The organism is Pseudorhodoferax sp. Leaf267, from assembly GCF_001422405.1.
Classification (GTDB): Bacteria; Pseudomonadota; Gammaproteobacteria; order Burkholderiales; family Burkholderiaceae_C; genus Pseudorhodoferax.
Genome location: NZ_LMMV01000009.1, coordinates 1 through 18,636 on the forward strand (window position 1 = coordinate 1; position 18,636 = coordinate 18,636).

An 18,636-nucleotide genomic window follows, 5' to 3' on the forward strand; every position below is an offset into this window, starting at 1 on the left:
GCGCGCAGCTCCTGGATCTGCTTGCCCCATTCCTGCGTGAAGCCCACACCCGACGTCACCAGCAGGCGCTGGCCGGCCGGGTGGGTGTGCCACGCCGAGCGCGCACCGGGCTCGAAGGTCACCATGTGGCCGGACGCGGTGATCTGCGCATTGGCAGGCCAGACCGGCTCCACCCGCACGCGGCCGGTGAAGTACTCGGCTGGGCCGACGCCAGACGGCTGGCTGCCGGCACGCGAGATCTGCTGGGTTGCGGTGGTTTGCGCCTCGGCGAGGCCTGCAGTGGCTATGACGGCGACCATTGCCGCGGAGCACAGGGGACAGGTGTTGATCATGCGTTTCCTTGTATGGAGTGGTGTAAAAATTGCTGTGGCGGCCGTCAGGCCACCTTGCATGCCGGCAGCTGCACATGCGCTTCTCGTCGCGCAGCACCCGCGGCAGCGGGGTTCTCGGCAGGCGCTGGCAGCCCGCATGGCTGGCCCTTGGCCTGCAGTGCGGTCATCGCCGAGGCAAGTGTGGAACCCGTGTAAAGGTAGCCAGAAAAAGCCACCGCGACTAGCCGGTTTGCGTTGCATGCGCTTATCAACCTCATTCATGAATGGGCAGACCCCTGCATTCATGAACGAGGTCGATAGAAGCTTGCAGTCCACGCTACTGGATCCCGCCCGCCATCGCGCTTAAAGTCTGCGCCAGCAGGCCTGCCGAACACCCGACTTCGATCCGACGCCAGCCCCCACGCGCGAGCCACACCCATGAAAATCCGCATCGTTCTCGGCGAGCAAGCCATCACCGTCGCGCTGGACGGCAGTGCTGCAGCACGCGACTTCACTCTGCTGCTGCCCCTCACACTCACGCTGGAGGACTATGCCGCGACCGCGAAGATCGCGACACTGCCGCGCAAGCTCGACACCTTTGGCGCACCGGCCGGATGCACGCCACAGACCGGCGACTTCAGCTACTACGCGCCCTGGGGCAACCTGGCGCTGTTCCACAAGCCCTTCACGCATTCGGCCGGGCTGGTCCGGCTCGGCCGCATGGAAGGCGACCTCGCGCTGCTGCGCATGCCGGGCCCTGTGTCGGCCCGCTTGGAAGCCGTTTCCAATGCCGCGCGATGACCTGAGCGACCTGCTGGCATTCATCGCCATCACGCGCGAGGGCAGCTTCACTCGCGCAGCATCCAAGCTGGGGCTGTCGCAGTCGGCGCTCAGCCACCGGATCCGCGCCATCGAGACACGCATGGGGGTGCGCCTGCTCAACCGCACCACCCGCAGCCTGGGGCCCACCGAGGCCGGCGAACGCCTTCTCGCCGCCGTGACGCCGCGTTTCGAGGCCATCGAATCGGAGCTGCAGGCCCTGGGCGCATTGCGCGACGAGCCGGCCGGCACCGTGCGCATCACGGCGGTCGATTCGGCGGTCGACACCTACGTTTGGCCCCGGCTGGCGCCACTGTTGCAGAGATACCCCGACCTGCGCGTCGAGATCGACACCGGCTACCGCATGGTGGACATCGTGGCCGAGAAATACGACTTCGGCGTGCGCGTGGGCGAGGCGATCGCCAAGGACATGGTGGCCGTGCGCATCTCGCCGGACTTCCGGCGCCTGATCGTCGGAGCGCCCAGCTACTTCGCGCAGCACGGTGAGCCGCGCACGCCGCAGGACCTGCTCAAGCACAACTGCATCGCACTGCGCCTGCAGAAAGGTGGCATCTACGCCTGGCCATTGCAGAACGGCACCCAGGAGCAGACCGTGCGCGTGGAAGGCCAGTTCACCTTCAACGGCAGCTACCAGGTGCTGCATGCCGCGCTGTCCGGCAGCGGCCTGGCGTTGAGCCCCGAGTACCTGGCGGGCCCGCATGTCGCGGCCGGGCGCCTGCGTGCCGTGATGCAGGACTGGCAGCCGGTCTCGGCCGGCTTTCACCTGTATTACCCGAGCCGCCGCCACATGCCGCGCGTGATGCGGATCGTCATCGATGCACTTCGCCACGACGGCGCTGCCGCACCGACCGGCTCAGCCGCGCCAGCGGATGGCGTCGATCACCAGGTCCAGGGTGCGTGAAGACTGGCGCCGGCTCGGGTAGTAGGCATGCAGACCGGGAAACACCGGACACCACACGGCCATGACGGAACGCAGCCGACCCGCCTGCAGGTGCGGCGCCACCAGGTCCTGCGGCAAGAACGCCAGCCCGGCTCCCGAGAGCGCCGCGTTGAGCATCTGGTAGATGCCGTTGAAGGTGGCCTGCCCCTCGACACGCACCTGGGTCTCACGGCGCCCCTGCTGCCGCAGCTCCCACCCATAAAGCCCGCCGCTGCCGGCCAGACGCAGCGTGATGCAGTTGTGCTGCAGCAGATCCGGCGGCGTCCCGGGCTCGCCGCGGGTGTCAAAGTACGAGGGCGCACCCACCACGGTCATCTGCATGTCCGGCGCCAGGCGCACGGCCACCATGTCTTTAGCGACCTGATCGCCCCAGCGCACACCGATGTCGAAGCGCTCGGCGACGATGTCGACCATGCGGTAGTCGGCGTTGCACTCGATCTTGACCTCGGGGTACTGCGCCAGCACCGGGGCCAGGCGTGGCCACAGGATGCTGTCGATCACGTGGTCGATGGCGGTGATGCGCACCGTGCCCGCCGGCCGGTCGCCCAGTTCGCTGACGGCTGCGACCTCGGCCTCGATCTCCTGCAAGCGCGGCGCTACCGACTGCAGCAAGCGTTCGCCAGCCTCAGTGGGTGCGACGCTGCGCGTGGTGCGCGTGAGCAGGCGCACACCCAGGCGCGCCTCCAGCCCGCGCACGGTGTGGCTCACGGACGACTGCGAGATCCCTAGGTGGGCGGCAGCGCGTGTGAAGCTGCGCTCGCGCGCAACAACGAGAAAGGCCAACAGATCACTGATCGTTTCACGCGGCATGTCTGCTGCTCCACCCCGCGCGCTCACCGTGCTTCATGCTTGGGATTCTGCCAGCGCACCGAGAGCCCGACGCCTGCACATCAGCCACCCGGCGCCCCTGCCAGCAAACGCAGCAGCAGGTCCCAAACGCGGCTTCTGATTAGTAAGATTAATAGATTTATTAAGCATTCATTATCTAGTCAAGTCGAACACAGTTCGTCAAACTGGCCTCCAGTGCTGAAAGGCCCCGTTTGGAAGCAACGCACGGCGCTCAGTGCCACATTTTTACAGGGCAACGACCATGAACCATTTCGAACAGACGGCAGCGGCTGCCGTGCAAGACGCCAACAGCTCCGATCGACGCGACTTCCTGAGGATGGCCGGTACCAGCCTGGCTGCGGCGGGCCTGCTGTCGAAGGCGGGCGCGACTTTGGCGGCAGCGCCACCCAAAAGCACGCGGCTGCCCAACGGCGCCGACAACTTCTACACGAGCGACAAGGTCACCGTGCAGAAGGTCACTTTCAAGAACCAGTACCAGATGACCGTGGCAGGAAATCTCTTCGTTCCCAAGGCGCTGGACCGAAAGAAACGTGCCCCCGCAATCGTCGTGGGCCCCCCGATGGGAGCGGTCAAAGAGCAAAGCGCCAACCTTTACGCGACCAAGATGGCCGAGCAAGGCTTCGTAGCGATGTCGCTGGACCTGGCCTTCTGGGGCGGCAGCGCAGGGCAACCGCGCAATGCCGTCTCGCCCGACATGTACGCCGAGAGCTTCAGTGCAGCGGTCGACTTTCTAGGCAGCCAGGCCTTCGTGGACAGGCAGCAGATCGGCGCCATCGGCATTTGCGGCAGCGGCAGCTTCGTCATCAGTGCGGCGAAGATCGATCCGCGCATGAAGGCCAGCGCCACGGTGAGCATGTACGACATGGGCGCTGCGAACCGCAACGCGCTCAACCATTCGCAGACGCTGGAGCAGCGCAAGCAGATCATCGCGGCGGCTGTCGAACAACGCCAGGCTGAGTTCGATGGCGGCGCCATCCAGTACACCGGCGGCACCGTGCTCGCGCTGAGCGCGGACACGCACCCGATCCAGCGCGAGTTCTTCGACTTCTACCGCACGCCGCGCGGCGAGTTCACGCCGCAGGGTGCGTCGCCACGGACCACCACCATGCCGACCCTGAGCAGCAACGTGAAGTTCATGAACTTCTATCCCTTCAACGACATCGAGACGATCTCGCCGCGGCCGCTGCTCTTCATCACCGGTGATCAGGCGCACTCCAGGGAGTTCAGCGAAGACGCCTACCAGCGCGCTGCCGAACCGAAGGAACTGGTCGTCGTGCCGGGCGCGGGCCATGTGGACCTGTACGACCGCGTGACCCTGATCCCGTTCGACAAGCTCACGGCCTTCTTCAACAAGCATCTCGTGTCGGCGAGCCTCTGATGACAGCGCAGGTCATGCCGGTCAACGCGGGCGACGGCACCGCCACACACATGCATGAAGCGCAGGCGTCGCATTGGAGCGGTGTGTTTGCGATGACGCTGTGCGTCTTCGCCTTGATCGCTTCCGAGTTCATGCCGGTGAGCCTGCTCACGCCGATGGCCACCGACCTTCAGGTCACCGAAGGCATGGCGGGGCAAGGCATCGCCATTTCCGGCGCTTTCGCCGTGCTCACCAGCCTGTGCATTTCCAGGATCGCCGGCAGAGTCAACCGCAAGACCTTGCTGCTGGTGCTGACGGCAATGATGTGCCTGTCCGGCGCCATCGTCGGGCTTGCCCCCAACTATGCGGTCTACATGGTCGGCCGGGCGCTGATCGGCGTGGTGGTGGGGGGCTTCTGGTCGATGATGGCCGCCACCGCCATGCAGCTCGTGCCGCCGTCCAAGGTGCCAAGCGCGCTGGCCATCTTCAACGGAGGCAACGCACTCGCGACCGTGGTGGCCGCCCCCATCGGAAGCTATCTCGGCGCCACCGTCGGGTGGCGGGGAGCGTTCTTCTGCCTGGTGCCCATCGCGATGGTCGCGTTCGTGTGGCAGTGGGCAAGCCTGCCTTCGATGCGGCCGCAGCCGCGCGCGCCGGGCGCCGGCAACGTCTTCCGACTCCTGAAGAACCCGGTGGTGGCGGTCGGCATGTTGGCGGTCGGACTGTTCTTCATGGGGCAATTCGCGCTCTTCACATACCTGCGTCCATTCCTGGAGACCGTCACAGCGGTCGACGTGTCGACCTTGTCCCTCGTCCTGCTCACCGTGGGAGTCTCGGGCTTCATCGGTGCGACTGTGATCGGGTGGTTCCTGAGCAAAGGCATCTACCGCGTGCTGGCGATCATCCCGCTGCTGATGGCGGTGATCGCGGTCTCGCTGATGGTCGTCGGCACGTCGGTGGCCGCGACCACCGCGCTGATGGGCGCCTGGGGACTGGTTGCCACCGGTGCGCCGGTGGGATGGTGGGTGTGGATCGCACGCACGTTGCCGCACGACGCCGAAGGCGGTGGCGGCTTGATGGTGGCGGTGGTTCAGCTCTCCATCGGACTGGGCTCGACCGTCGGTGGCCTCTTGTTCGATCACCAAGGCTACACAAGCACGTTCAGCTTCAGCGCTGGAGCGCTCGTGCTCGGTGCGATCATGGTCCTGATGACATGGGGCGCAGAGCGCAGGCACACACGGCAGCGGGGCCACTGACCATGAGGAATGTTGTGGTTCTCGGCGCCAGCGGGCGCACTTCGGCGGAAATCATCTCCAGGCTGCTGGCACGGGATGATGTGACGCTCACGCTGTTCCTTCGCCGCGCCAGCCGCTTGAAGCACCTCGCGAGCAAGCGCGTCGCGCTCATCGAGGGTGACGCCAGGAACACGGCGGATCTGCAGCGCGGCATCCAAAGCCAGGACATCGTCGTCAGCACCCTGGGCGGCATGGATCTCGATCTCAAGACATCTCGTGTCATTGACGCGATGCAGGCGGCCGGTGCACAACGCCTCGTCGCCATCAGCGCGGGTGGCATCTATGACGAACTGCCCCAGCCCTTCAACGCCTGGGACAAGCGCATGGTCGGCCAAACGCGTCCGGTCAACCTGAGGGCCGTGCAGCTGATCGAGCAGTCGCCATTGGTCTACACCGTCCTGCGTCCGGTGTGGTTGACCGACAAGCCAACGGAAGTGTTCGAACTCACAACGAAAGGCGAGATCTACAAAGGCACGGAAACCTCGCGCGCCAGCATCGGGCGCTTCGTGGCCGACCTTGTCGACGACCCGGCGCACCACGCCCACCAGAACCTCGGCATCAGCCAGCCCGGCACGGATGGAAGCAGGCCGCAGGCCTACCGCTGACGCTCCAAGGCACTCCCGCAACCACAAAGGATAGATCATGACCATCAAGGCTTATGGCGCTCGGTCGAGCGACCGCCCACTCGAATCCATGGACATCACGCGACGCGCACCGGGCGCGCACGATGTGCAGATAGACATTGCCTATTGCGGCGTCTGCCACTCCGACCTGCACCAGGTCCGCGCCGAATGGGGCGGCACCCTGTATCCCTGCGTGCCGGGGCACGAGATCGTCGGCCGCGTGTCGTCTGTGGGACAGGATGTGTCGGGCTTCAAGCCGGGCGATCTGGTCGGCATTGGCTGCATCGTCGACAGCTGCAGGCATTGCGCGGATTGCGGCGAAGGGCTCGAGAACTACTGCGACCACATGGTCGGCACCTACAACAGCCCGACAACGGAGGCACCCGGGCACACGCTGGGCGGCTACGCGCAGCAGATCGTGGTGCACGAGCGCTACGTTCTGCGCATCCGACACCCCGAAGCACAACTCGCCGCGGTGGCGCCGTTGCTGTGTGCGGGCATCACCACCTATTCGCCGCTGCGCCACTGGAAGGTCGGTCCGGGCCACAAGGTGGGCGTGGTGGGCATCGGCGGCCTGGGCCACATGGGCATCAAGCTGGCCCATGCGATGGGGGCGCACGTAATAGCACTCACCACCTCCGAATCGAAGCGCGAGGCGGCCCTGGCCCTGGGCGCCGACGAGGTCGTGGTGACTCGCCATGCGGCCGAGATGGCAGCGCATGCCACGAGCTTCGACTTCATCCTGAACACGGTGGCAGCGCCGCACGACCTGGACCCGTTTCTCCAACTGCTCAGGCGCGACGGCACCATGACCCTGGTCGGGGCGCCCGCCACGCCGCATCCGGCCCTGCAGGTGTTCAGCTTCATCATGAAGCGCCGCAGCCTGGCGGGATCGATGATCGGCGGCATTCCCGAGACGCAGGAAATGCTCGATTTCTGCGCAGCGCATGGCATCGTGGCCGACATCGAGATGATCCGCGCCGACGAGATCGAGGCCGCCTACGCACGCATGCTCAACGGCGACGTGAAGTACCGCTTCGTGATCGACAACGCCACGTTGGCAGCGTAACTTGAACCGCCAGCGCGGAGTGGACCAGCCTATCGCCAAGAGCCTGCCCGGCACGCCGTCCGTCCTGCGCGCCTTGGTCCCCATCATGGTGATTGTGCTGCTGGGTTTTGCCGTCATTGGCATGGCACTGCCCGTGTTGCCGCTGCACGTACGCGAACGGTTGGGCATGGGGCCTCTCGTCGTCGGTCTGATCTCCGGCAGCCAGTTCGCGTCGTCCTTGCTGTGTCGGCCGTGGGCCGGTGCGTTTGCCGATCGACGCGGGGGCAAGCTGGCGGTGACCATCGGTCTTGTGGCAGCCACGGCTGCCGGGTTGCTCTACCTGGCATCTCTGCATTACGTGCACCTGCCGTTGGTGTCGGCGGCCGTGCTGCTCGTTGGCCGGGGCGTCCTCGGCGGAGCCGAAAGCTTCATCATCACGGGCGCGATGGGTTGGGGCCTGGGCATGGCCAGCGCGGAATACACCGGCAGGGTCATCGCCTGGGTCGGAACGGCCATGTTCGCGGCCTTTGCCGTTGGAGCGCCAGCCGGCTCCACCTTGTACGAAAGCTTCGGTTTTAGTGCGGTGGCAGTGGGCACCGTGGTGGTCCCGCTGCTGACCTTGCTCGTGGTCGCACCCATCCGGAGCAGCCCTCCGGTCGCTGTCGAGCGGACCTCGTCTCGGGCGGTGCTGTCTGCGGTCTGGCTGCCGGGACTGGGTCTGGCCCTGAGCTGCACAGGCTTCGGCGCCATCATCGGGTTCGGTTCGCTGCTCTTTGTCGATCGTGGCTGGTCGCCGGTGTGGCCGGTCTTTTCAAGCTACGCAGTGGCTTTCATCCTTGCCCGCGTCGTACTGGGCCATCTGGCCGATCGTTTCGGCGGCGCGCGCGTCGCACTCGTCTTTCTCGTCGTCGAAGCCGTCGGACTCGCGCTGCTGGGGCTGGCTACGACCCAGGCGCTGGCGCTGGTCGGCGCAGCGCTCACCGGCTTCGGCTTCTCGCTGGTCTTTCCCGCATTCGGTGTCGAGGCGGTCAAGCGCGTTCCGGCGTCCAACCGCGCGCTTGCGATGGGCGTCTACACCGCGTTCCTCGATCTGTCGCTGGGGCTTGCAAGCCCGTTGATGGGATGGGCGGGCGAGTCGGCCGGCCTTCCGACGATCTTCGTGGGTGCAGCCGTCGCGGTGCTGTTGGCGACCGTGATCGCGATCCATCTGGCTGCACGCCGTCTGCCATGAACTCTAACCAGACCTCGACATCAAGACTCGATCGGACGCAAACGGCACGGTCATCGGCGGGCGGCGACACGGCGGTGTCGTGCGCAACAAGCAGATTGATTAGTCAGGTTGATAGGTCTTAGAAGTTCCCCTGCGCTACTCAAGTTTGCCCGCATGCGCCACCATCCAGAGTCGCGCCCATGCCCGGCAAACATCGCCCCGCCCGTCTGGCGGCACCACCCATGAAAGCAATGAGAAAAGAGATGGCAACTACCGACAGCAGCGCGTGTGGCAACCAAGGCCTGTCGCTCAGGCGTCGGGGCTTGATCCTCGGCGCTGCTGCGCGCGCACCGCTACCGCTGGGCTCGCTTCTGGCGGCCCTGCCGGCGTTCGCGCACCACGGGTGGCCTGGCTTCGACACCGCCCAGCTGGTCTACATCGCGGGCACTGTGTCCTCGAACGGGGTCTGGGGCAATCCGCATTCACTTTTCGATGTCGTCATCGACGGCAACCTGCCGGCCCACACGCCGGAGTTGGCGATTCCTAAGGAGTTGCAAGACCCCGAGGACAGCGTCCGGGTCAAGGCCGCGCGCGCGTACAAGGGTCCGCACAATGAACTAGAGATCATCATTGCGCCGCCGGCATGGTCGGGCAGGTGGGGCCTGGGCCGGGCGCTGAAGATCGGAGAGCGCTTCCAGGCGGTCGGCTACATCAATCGGTCAGACGACAGCCTGTTTCGACCCGTCGTATTCTGGTACGGCAGTGACGCCGTTCCTGTGAACCAGGTGCTCGGCAACACGCTCCCGGTCCGCGCGCCGCTGCCCAGATAGGCCCCGCACAGATGCTGGACACTTTGCTGGAGCTATTGCAGGGATCCGCGCTCGGAGAAGCGGTGCGCAATGCCAGGTTCGTCTATCCCTTGCTCGAGGCCAGCCACATCCTTGGAATCGCGCTTCTGGTCGGCCCGGCTTTCACCTTCGACCTGCGGTTGCTGGGCATCGGGCGGCGCGTCGTGTCCGTCACCACAGCCGCGCGCGTTCTGCTGCCAATTTCACACCTCGGCTTCGCCATCGCCATCTGCACGGGGATCGCGCTGCTCAGCGCGCAGGCCACCGTGGTCGCCGAGACCGGCGCGGCGCCGTGGAAGTTCGGCCTTTTGATACTCGCCTGCCTCAACGTGCTGATCTTTCACTGCGGCATTTACCGCCGCGTCGATGACTGGGCGGATGGCGCGGTCACCCCGCTGGCGGCCCGCGTCGGCGCTGGCGTGTCACTCACCACCTGGACGGGCGCGACCTTCGCCGGCAGGCTCCTCGCCTATAGCTGACCCCCGAGGTGCTGGCGTTGGCTCCAAGCCCCGATCCCTGGTGGCTCCGAAGGCCGCCGACATCGGCCATTGATAAGCACAGCGAATAGGCAATAGAAGCCGTCGTTGGCTAGTCAGATCGGCCTTCGCACGCGACCATCGACCGGCAGCCCTGCGGTAGACACCGCCTCGCTCGACATCCGCCACGACAGAGAACGGAGCATTCCATGACGACCCAGGCAGGTCAGGCCTGTTCGGCCACTTTCTCCGCCCCACGCGGCACCGCGGCGCATCCCCCGCGCGCAGGCGGCGTGTTCGCCCCGCCGCTGTTGCGCGCACTGGGCCTGCTCTTGGGCCTGTTCGCCTTCGTCGGCAGCAGTGCAGCCCAGTCGGCAGCGCCAGTTGCTTCGAGTTCCACCGCGGCGCCAGCCGCCCAACCGGAGAAGTCCCGCATGTGGATGACCATCGGCGAACGCCGCTTCGCCTTCACCCTGGCCAACACCGAGGCCGCCCGCGCCTTCGCCTCGATGATGCCGCTCACGATCTACATGCCCGACCTGAACAGCAACGAGAAGCACGCAAAGCTGCCGAGGTCCTTGCCGACGAGCACCACGCGGCCCGGCACGATCCGCAGCGGCGACCTCATGCTCTACGGGTCGGACACCCTCGTGGTCTTCTATTTGACGTTCGATTCGGCCTACTCGTACACGCGCTTGGGCAGTGTGGACGATCCAGCCGACCTGGCACAGGCGCTCGGCAAGGGCACTGCGCGGATCACGTTCACCAAGCGGTAACGATGGTGCATTCGTTGACGCCCCTAGGTGGCGTGGATCGGCACGCCGCATCGACCGGAACCAGGCACACCCGATGAGCGACGTACACCCTACGCCTTCGTCGTCGACCAACGGGTCTTGCGGCAAACAGAACGGACGCTTCCCGCTCATGGGCCTGCTGGCGCTGTCGACAACCGCATTCCTGACCATCCTGACCGAGACCATGCCCGCCGCCGTGCTGCCGGCGATGGCCGACAGCCTGGACCAGTCGGCAACCGGCATCGGCCAGCTCGTGTCCGTCTACGCGCTGGCCTCGGCGGCAGCCGCCATCCCGATGGTGGCGCTCACCAGAGCCGTTCCGCGCAGGCTGCTCTACATCGCTCTCGTGCTGGCCTTCACGGTTGCGAACACCATCACTGCCCTGTCCAGCTCCTACCCGCTGACCGTCGCCTCGCGCGTGGTGGCCGGCCTCGCTGCGGGTGTTGTCTGGCCAGTGATCTGCGGCTATGCCATCCGGCTGGTCGACACCAGGGACATGGGGCGCGCACTGGCAATCACCCTGGCCGGCAGCACGGTCGCCATGGTGGCGGGCCTGCCGCTGGGAAGCCTGCTGGGTTCATGGCTCGGCTGGCGTTTCAGCTACGGACTGCTCTCCCTGTTGTCGGTGCTGGTCGTCATCTGGGTCATCATGGTGGTGCCACCGGCGCCGGGTGAACGTGGCCGGAACATGCCACGGGTCGGCCAGGTCTTGCGACTCCCTGGACTGCGCCCCATCCTGCTGGCAACGCTCTTCGGAATCGTCGCGCACTACACCCTGTACACCTACATGGCACCGCTGTCCGCCGCGCTCGGGCTGCCGGGCGGCACAACGCAAGGCCTGCTGCTATTCGGCGCCGGGGCGCTCGTCGGCGTCGTGTTGGCTGGTCGCCTGGTGGATGCCAGTCTGCGCCGCATGGCCATCGGTGCACTGCTGCTCGCGGCATTGACGACGGTGGCGCTGATGGCCGGTCTGCCCCCTGCATTGGCGAGCGTGGTGCTGTTGCTCTGGGGCGCATCGTTCGGCGGCCTGCCGACGCTTTTTCAGTCCGCCACTGCACGGGTGACAGGCACCAGCGCGGAACTCGGCACCGCCATGCTGACCACCATCTACAACATCGGCATCTTCGGCGGCGGAGCGATTGGCGGCCTGGCGATTGGCATCCATGGCGTCGGCAGTCTCGGCCTCATCGCAGGCTTCGCCCTCTGCGTGGCGCTGGTCATCGTGCTGCAAAGCAGCCAGCATGCGTTTCCGCGCGCGCTTGCTGCAACAGCCGAGTGCGCAGCATGAACGGTCGTTCTCCAGGGCCGCAGCAGCTTCTTGCCAGTCCAGCCGCCGGCCGGGCGCGTTGCGGGGTTCAGCAACGACCGCCGACACGCTTGATTCCAGGGACCGGCGTTGCCAACGCTGCCCTGCCCCTACATGCACCGCAACGTGAAAAGACCGGGGTCACCGGACTGCAGCGCATGCCATTGCCCTTGCGGGCGCGTCAACCGCCAACGCCTTGAGCGTTAAAGAAAGGACCCCACGATGAAATACCCCATCGAGACCGACCCGCCGGTCGAGCTGAGCGCTGACGAAGCAGCGCTTCTGAAAGAAATGCCCGAGTTGGATGGTGTGGGCCAGTCGCGGCGCACCTTCATGATCAACTCCGCCGCAGGCGGCGTTGGCGTGTTCGCGGCGAACCTGCTGGCTCAAGAGGCTGCATTGGCCCAGTTGCCGCTTGCCGAGGGTGCTGCCGTGGCCCCTATCAAGGCCCAGAACGTCGTCAAGGTGGTCTTTCAGGTCAACGGTGTGCAGCAGACCCTGGAACTCGATTCCCGTGTGGTTCTGCTCGACGCCCTGCGGGAGCGCTTGGCGATGACTGGATCGAAGAAGGGCTGCGATCAAGGCCAGTGCGGCGCCTGCACGGTACTGGTGGACGGCCAGCGTGTGCTGTCCTGCCTCACCCTGGCAGCGACGCTCGAAGGGCGAGAAGTCACAACCATCGAAGGGCTGGCCCAGGGCGATCAACTCCATCCGGTGCAGGCCGCCTTTATCAAGCACGATGGCTTCCAGTGTGGCTACTGCACGCCGGGACAGATCTGCTCGGCCGTCGGTCTGCTTGGCGAAGCCCGTCGAGGCGACGTCAGCCACGTCACCGCCGACGTTCGCAAGACGACCACACGCCTGACGGACGATGAGATCCGCGAGCGCATGAGCGGCAACATCTGCCGCTGCGGCGCCTACCCCGGCATCGTCGCCGCCGTGCAGGAGGCGCACTCGGGCCGCCAAACCGCCCAGACCTGGGGATTCGCCACCGAAACGCAACTGGCGTCGGCACGATTGGAGGATGGCCATGAGACCGTTTGAGTATGTACGCGCGGCCGATGCCGCTTCCAGCGTCGCCGCAGTAGCGAGCGTTCCGGGCGCGAAGTTTCTCGCCGGCGGGTCCAACCTTGTGGATTTGATGAAGGAAGACATCGAGCGGCCCACCCGCCTGGTGGACATCCGGCAGTTGCCGCTGCGGCAGATCCAGCGCAGCCGTGCTGGCCTGTCGTTGGGCGCACTCGCCACGAACACCGAAACCGCCAACCATCCACTGATCCGCGAGAACTACCCGCTGCTGACGCAGGCCATCGTCGCAGGTGCCTCGGGGCAGTTGCGCAATATGGCGACCAATGGCGGCAACCTTCTGCAGCGCACCCGGTGCAATTACTTCTACGACACCGCTACGCCGTGCAACAAGCGCGAACCCGGTACTGGCTGCGGTGCGCGCGACGGACTGAACAAGATCCACGCTGTCCTCGGTGGGAGCGAAGCGTGTGTGGCGACCTACCCGGGAGACATGGCCAACGCGCTGTATGCGCTGGACGCCAACGTGCGAGTGCGTGCGACTGACGGACGCGAGCGACTGATCCCGATCGTCGACTTTCACCGCCTGCCGGGCGACACGCCGCAGCGCGACAACAACCTCGAGCACGGTGAGTTGATTCTTGCCATCGAATTGCCGGTCGCCACAGCGGAGTTCGCCCGCCACTCGCATTACCTCAAAGTTCGCGATCGGACTTCCTACGCCTTCGCGATGGTCTCCGTCGCCGCCGCGCTGCAACTCGACGGCACCACCATTCGCCAGGCGCGCGTGGTGCTGGGCAGCGTTGCGCACAAACCCTGGCGTAGCGCGGAGGCAGAGGCAGTGCTGGTCGGCCGCCGAGCCAGCGAGGACACGTTCCGTCAGGCTGCGCAAGCCGCGATGCGCGATGCCCGCCCATTGGCCCACAACACCTACAAGGTGGAACTGGGACAGCGATCTGTTGTGCGTGCACTGATGCGCGCTTCGAAACTGGCTTGAGCGGAAGGAAAATAACCATGGCACGCTATCTTGGAAAAGAAACGACCCGCGTTGACGGGATCGCCAAAGTTACGGGCAAGGCCAAGTACACGGCCGAGTTCCAGATCCCGCACGTCGCCTACGGATTCATCGTGCTGAGCACGGTGGCCAAGGGACGGATCACCACCATCGACACCCGTGAAGCCGAACAGGCCGCAGGGGTGCTGCGCGTTTTCACCCATCTCAACGCGGGCCGCTTGGGAAAGGCGCCGGCTGCCGGCGCGCCGCCGCAGTGGTCATGGCCGCTGCAGTCGGATCGGGTGTTTTTCAGCGGGCAGCCGATCGCGCTGGTGGTCGCCGAGACCTACGAGCAGGCCCGGTATGCCGCACGGCTGGTCAAGGCCAGCTATCAAGCCGAATCGCACGTTACCGATCTGGAGGCGGTGTTGGACAAGGCGCAGCCTGCACCTCAGAACACCCCGGCCCGCGGTGATCCGTCGAGGGCACTGCAATCAGCGGCGATCAAGGTTGAAGCGGAATATCACATCCCGATCAACCACCACAATCCGATCGAACCGCACGCGGCCATCGCTTTCTGGGAGGGCGACCAGGTCACCATTTTCGACAAGACCCAGAACGTCTACGGCGTCCAGAACCACCTGGCCGAAGGCCTGGGCGTTTCGGCTGAGAAGATCCGCGTGATCTCGCCTTTCGTCGGTGGCGCGTTCGGCTCCTCGTTGAAACCGAACTACTACCCGTCGTTGACTGCGATGGCCGCGCGCGAACTGAAGCGGCCCGTCAAGGTGGTCTTCACGCGCGCGCAGATGTTCACCGGACACGGCTATCGCCCGCAGACGATTCAGAAGGTCACGTTGGGCGCGGACCGCAGCGGCAAGCTGCAGGCCATGCTCCAGCAGGCATTCCACAACACCTCGTCCTTCGAGCCGTTCTCCGACAACACCACTGGCTTTCTCAAACAGGTGTACGCCTGCCCCAACCTCGACATGCCTCTGAAGGTCGCGGCAACCGATTTGTCGACGCCAACCTGGATGCGAGCACCCGGCGCAGTCAGCGGCATGTTCGCGTTGGAAAGCGCGATGGACGAGTTGGCCTATGCACTGAAGATCGACCCGCTGCAGTTGCGTTTGATCAACTACGCGGAGGTCGACCCGGTCAGCGGCAAGCCCTTCTCCAGCAAGGCCCTGCGTGAGTGCTACCGACTGGGTGCCGAGAAGTTCGGCTGGAAGAACCGCAACCCGGAGCCGCGATCGATGCGCGACGGCAAACTGCTGGTCGGTTGGGGAATGGCATCGAGCGTCTGGGGCGCCATGCAGATGCCCGCGAGCGCGCGCGTTACTTTCCGCGCTGATGGCACCGCCAGCGTTGAGAGCGCGACCAGTGACATCGGCCCTGGCACGTACACCGTGATGACCATGATTGCCGCTGAGTTTCTTGGGCTCCAGCTCGACCAGGTGAAATTCGAACTGGGCGACACGCGCCAGCCACAGGCGCCCGCGCAGGGCGGGTCGTGGACGACATCCAGCGTGGGTTCGGCGGTGCGCGGTGCTGCGTTGACCATCACGGCGAAGCTGCTGGAGTTGGCGAGCCGGGATGCAGTCTCCCCGCTGCGCGGTCTCGCTGCAGATGAGGTGGAGATGCTCGATGGTCGCCTGCGTGCCAAGAACGATTCATCACGTGCAGCCGACATTGCCGACGTCATGCGGCGCACCGGCACGAACGAGATCACGGAGGTCTACAACTCCACACCGTCGCCCGAGCGCGAGAATTACGCCTCGCTCGCCCATGGCGCACAGTTTGTCGAGGTCAAGATCGACCCCGACCTAGGCACCATTCGCGTGACTCGGGTGATCGAGATCACCGCCTGCGGCAAGATCCTCAATCCGCTGGCCTCCCACAGCCAGGAGATCGGCGGCGTGGTGTGGGGCATTGGCATGGCGCTGGAAGAGGCGACCGAAGTCGATCATCGATCGGGTCGGTTTATGAACGCAAACCTGCAGCACTACCACGTGCCCGTGAATGCCGACATCCACTCCATCGAGACCATCTTTGTCGAGGAGGACGACCTGATCGTCAATCCATTGGGGGTCAAGGGCATGGGTGAATTAGGCATGGTCGGGATCCCGGCCGCTATCGCCAATGCGGTGTACCACGCCACCGGCAAGCGCATCCGCCACCTGCCGATCACTCCGGAAAAGCTCTTGTAACCCCACCCCACACGGCGACGCACCCCATGGCGAACAAGAACTCCGAAACCTCTACATCGAAGCCGCGTCGTTCGTGGCCCCGAAGGCTCGTGGCACTGCTCCTGCTTGCGTTCGGTCTCGCGCTCGCCGTTGGTGGCGTGGTGCTCGCCACGAGCGGAGGCTCGCTTTACTACCTGATCACCGGTCTGGCGTACATCCTCAGCAGCGTCCTGATCTGGAGGGGCGATGCACGAGGCACCTGGATCTACGGCGCGATGCTGATCTGGACCGTCGCCTGGAGCCTTTGGGAAGTGGGCTTCTCTGGCTGGCCGCTCGCGCCGCGGCTCATTGCCCCCGTCGCTCTGGCCGCCTTGTTGCTGCTGCCGTCGATCAGGCAGATGCCGGCAAGCAAGCCAGCGCCGTGGCGGACCCACGGCTGGGGTACCTTCGCAGGCGGATTGTTCATGGCGGTGGTACTCGGCGGCCTTGCCCACACTATGGGCGACGCCCCCGAAATGCCAGCGCTGCGGCGTGGAGTGCAGACGCACGCGCCGGCAGCGCTGCCGCAACCGTTGGCGACCATCGATCGCGATGACTGGCAGGCCTATGGAAACGATCAGGGCGGCACGCGTTTCAGTCCTCTCGACCAGATCAACACGTCCAACGTCTCCGGCCTGATCAAGGTCTGGGAGGCCGAGATGACGGCGACTGTACCCGGAGAAATGAACGCGCTGCAGGTCACTCCGATCATGATCGGCGACACGCTTTTCGGCTGCGACGGCAACAACGGCGTTCACGCATTCGATGCGGAAACCGGCAAAGTGCGCTGGCGACAAAACGTCTCCAACGGCGAGCCGCCTTCTGGCAAACCTTGCCGAGGCGTGGCGTACTACAAGGTTCCAGATGCGAGTGGTCTGTGTGCCGAGCGCATTTACGCGCCAAGCCATAACCCCACTTTGGCCGCACTCGATGCAAAGACCGGCCAGCTCTGCCCAGGTTTTGGCAATAAAGGCCTGGTCAATCTGCAGGCCGGTATCGCTCCCTACCCGCATGGGCTCTTCTACGTGAGTTCAGCGCCGCAGCTGATCCGTGGAAAGGTCGTGGTCGGCGGGGGCATCCCGGACGGCCAGTATTGGGGCGGCCCCTCCGGGGTCATCCGCGCCTTCGATGCGGTGACGGGCGAACTGGCCTGGGCCTACGATGCGGGTACGCCCGAGCGGATCGGTGCGCCGCCGCCCAGCGAGTTCTATACGCCATCGTCACCCAACAGTTGGGCGCCGAGTAGCGCGGACGAGGCGCTCGGCCTGGTTTACCTGCCCATGGGCGGTGCGACGCCCGACGCATTCGGCGGGCTACCGCGGCCGTTCGACGACAGCATTGGCAGTGCGGTCATTGCGCTGGACGCGGACACCGGCCGGCTGCGCTGGCGCTTTCAGACGACTCACCATGACATCTGGGACTACGACGTCGCCTCGCAGCCGACGCTGGCCGACCTGCCCACGTCGCAGGGCGTGCGGCGTGCGCTCATCCAGCCTACCAAGCGCGGAGAGATCTTCGTGCTCGACCGCGAGACTGGCGAACCCATCAAGACGGTGCGGGAACTGCCGGCGCCGCAACGTGCTGTTGCTGCGGGCGAGCGATTGGCTCCCACCCAGCCCGAGTCCAGCGACATGCCCGCCTTCCGCGGAGCGCCGCTGCGCGAGCAGGATATGTGGGGCATGACGCCGATCGATCAGATGATCTGCCGCATCGAGTTCAAACGCTCGCTCTACGAGGGCATGTTCACCCCTGTCACGCTGGGCAAGACCATTGTGATCGACCCCGGCTCCATGGGTGGGGTGAACTGGAACGGTGTGTCGCTGGACGCCGGGCGCGGCATCATGATCGTTAACTGGACGCAGGTGCCCGACCGACTCGAACTGATCACGCGTGAAGAAGCGACGCGTCGCAATTTCAAGATCGCGCCGGGCATCGATGCGGGCGGCCAGACCGACCAGCCGATGCTCGGCACGCCCTATGGTGCTTACCGGACTCAGTTCCTCTCGCCACTGGGGAGCCCATGCACGGCACCGCCATGGGGGCTGATCGCGGGGGTGGACCTGGCGAGCGGCAAGGTGCTTTGGTCCAAGCCGTTCGGAACAGGTCGTGATATCGGCCCGCTGAAGTTGGGTGTTCGCACCATGCTGCCGATCACGATCGGCACGCCGACTGCGGGCGGCGCTGTGACGACGCGCGGCGGACTGGTCTTCATCGGCGGAGCCGCCGAACATACGTTCCGCGCACTGTACGCAGCAACCGGTCACGAACTGTGGAGCAGCCGCTTGGCGACCAGCGCCAACGCAACTCCTATGACCTACCGCAGCCCGCAAAGCGGGCGGCAGTTCGTGGTGATCGCCGAAGGTGGACGGCCGCAATACGGGACGAAGTCCGGAACGAAGTTGGTCGCTTTCGCTCTACCAGTCGCGCGAAAGTGAGCGCTCTTCCGCCTACGATTACCTGCACGGCATCTTCGTCAAGAGCTTGGCTGCCTGAT

16 protein-coding genes and 1 pseudogene are annotated in these 18,636 nt (G+C 65.5%); 15 read left to right on the forward strand and 2 right to left on the reverse strand.

What is annotated here, in order from left to right; all coding sequences use genetic code 11:
• Positions 1-332: pseudogene (locus ASF43_RS11555) on the reverse strand (cupin domain-containing protein); the annotation flags it as partial.
• 417 nt (positions 333-749) lie between these two features.
• On the opposite strand from ASF43_RS11555, the gene ASF43_RS11560 reads away from it, so the two are divergent.
• Entirely contained in the window at positions 750-1,112 is a 363-nt protein-coding gene (locus ASF43_RS11560) for a cyclophilin-like fold protein (RefSeq protein WP_056180733.1), read from the forward strand.
• Positions 1,099-2,052: a LysR family transcriptional regulator gene (locus ASF43_RS11565; protein WP_056180736.1), complete on the forward strand. Its 954-nt coding sequence runs from the start codon at positions 1,099-1,101 to the stop codon at positions 2,050-2,052. Before ASF43_RS11560 ends, ASF43_RS11565 begins: the two co-directional genes overlap by 14 nt.
• On the opposite strand, the gene ASF43_RS11570 is transcribed toward ASF43_RS11565, so the two are convergent.
• Positions 2,005-2,901: a LysR family transcriptional regulator gene (locus ASF43_RS11570; protein WP_056180739.1), complete on the reverse strand. Its 897-nt coding sequence runs from the start codon at positions 2,899-2,901 to the stop codon at positions 2,005-2,007. The genes ASF43_RS11565 and ASF43_RS11570 overlap by 48 nt on opposite strands.
• Before the next feature lie 280 nt (positions 2,902-3,181).
• Here ASF43_RS11570 and ASF43_RS11575 point away from each other — a divergent pair, with 280 nt between their 5' ends.
• The 13 genes from ASF43_RS11575 (at position 3,182) to ASF43_RS11635 (ending at position 18,577) form a co-directional block, all read left to right on the forward strand.
• Entirely contained in the window at positions 3,182-4,318 is a 1,137-nt protein-coding gene (locus ASF43_RS11575; protein WP_235578223.1) for an alpha/beta hydrolase, read from the forward strand.
• Complete coding sequence (locus tag ASF43_RS11580; RefSeq protein WP_082497795.1) at positions 4,318-5,553, forward strand: MFS transporter; 1,236 nt, start codon at positions 4,318-4,320, stop codon at positions 5,551-5,553. Before ASF43_RS11575 ends, ASF43_RS11580 begins: the two co-directional genes overlap by 1 nt.
• Before the next feature lie 2 nt (positions 5,554-5,555).
• Positions 5,556-6,197 (forward strand): NAD(P)H-binding protein, encoded by a 642-nt coding sequence (locus ASF43_RS11585; protein WP_056180741.1) that lies wholly within the window; start codon positions 5,556-5,558, stop codon positions 6,195-6,197.
• A 37-nt stretch (positions 6,198-6,234) separates the two neighbouring features.
• The gene (locus tag ASF43_RS11590) at positions 6,235-7,284 is read left to right on the forward strand and encodes an NAD(P)-dependent alcohol dehydrogenase (protein ID WP_056180744.1); all 1,050 of its coding nucleotides are present in this window, start codon (positions 6,235-6,237) and stop codon (positions 7,282-7,284) included.
• Between the two features lies 1 nt (position 7,285).
• The gene (locus ASF43_RS11595; RefSeq protein WP_235578224.1) at positions 7,286-8,494 is read left to right on the forward strand and encodes an arabinose transporter; all 1,209 of its coding nucleotides are present in this window, start codon (positions 7,286-7,288) and stop codon (positions 8,492-8,494) included.
• A 242-nt stretch (positions 8,495-8,736) separates the two neighbouring features.
• Complete coding sequence (locus tag ASF43_RS11600; protein ID WP_156373286.1) at positions 8,737-9,303, forward strand: hypothetical protein; 567 nt, start codon at positions 8,737-8,739, stop codon at positions 9,301-9,303.
• 11 nt (positions 9,304-9,314) lie between these two features.
• Positions 9,315-9,800, forward strand: a complete 486-nt coding sequence (locus ASF43_RS11605; protein WP_056180747.1) for a hypothetical protein — start codon at positions 9,315-9,317, stop codon at positions 9,798-9,800.
• A 206-nt stretch (positions 9,801-10,006) separates the two neighbouring features.
• Complete coding sequence (locus ASF43_RS31690) at positions 10,007-10,573, forward strand: cyclophilin-like fold protein (protein ID WP_235578225.1); 567 nt, start codon at positions 10,007-10,009, stop codon at positions 10,571-10,573.
• A 73-nt stretch (positions 10,574-10,646) separates the two neighbouring features.
• Complete coding sequence (locus ASF43_RS11615; RefSeq protein WP_082497796.1) at positions 10,647-11,879, forward strand: MFS transporter; 1,233 nt, start codon at positions 10,647-10,649, stop codon at positions 11,877-11,879.
• Positions 11,880-12,119: 240 nt separating this feature from the next.
• Complete coding sequence (locus tag ASF43_RS11620) at positions 12,120-12,941, forward strand: 2Fe-2S iron-sulfur cluster-binding protein (protein WP_056180753.1); 822 nt, start codon at positions 12,120-12,122, stop codon at positions 12,939-12,941.
• Complete coding sequence (locus ASF43_RS11625; RefSeq protein WP_056180813.1) at positions 12,928-13,920, forward strand: xanthine dehydrogenase family protein subunit M; 993 nt, start codon at positions 12,928-12,930, stop codon at positions 13,918-13,920. The genes ASF43_RS11620 and ASF43_RS11625 overlap by 14 nt, the downstream gene beginning before the upstream one ends.
• Before the next feature lie 17 nt (positions 13,921-13,937).
• Positions 13,938-16,124: a xanthine dehydrogenase family protein molybdopterin-binding subunit gene (locus ASF43_RS11630; RefSeq protein ID WP_056180756.1), complete on the forward strand. Its 2,187-nt coding sequence runs from the start codon at positions 13,938-13,940 to the stop codon at positions 16,122-16,124.
• Positions 16,125-16,150: 26 nt separating this feature from the next.
• On the forward strand, positions 16,151-18,577 hold the full coding sequence (locus ASF43_RS11635; protein WP_056180761.1) for a PQQ-binding-like beta-propeller repeat protein: 2,427 nt from the start codon (positions 16,151-16,153) through the stop codon (positions 18,575-18,577).
• The last annotated feature ends 59 nt before the right edge of the window (positions 18,578-18,636 follow it).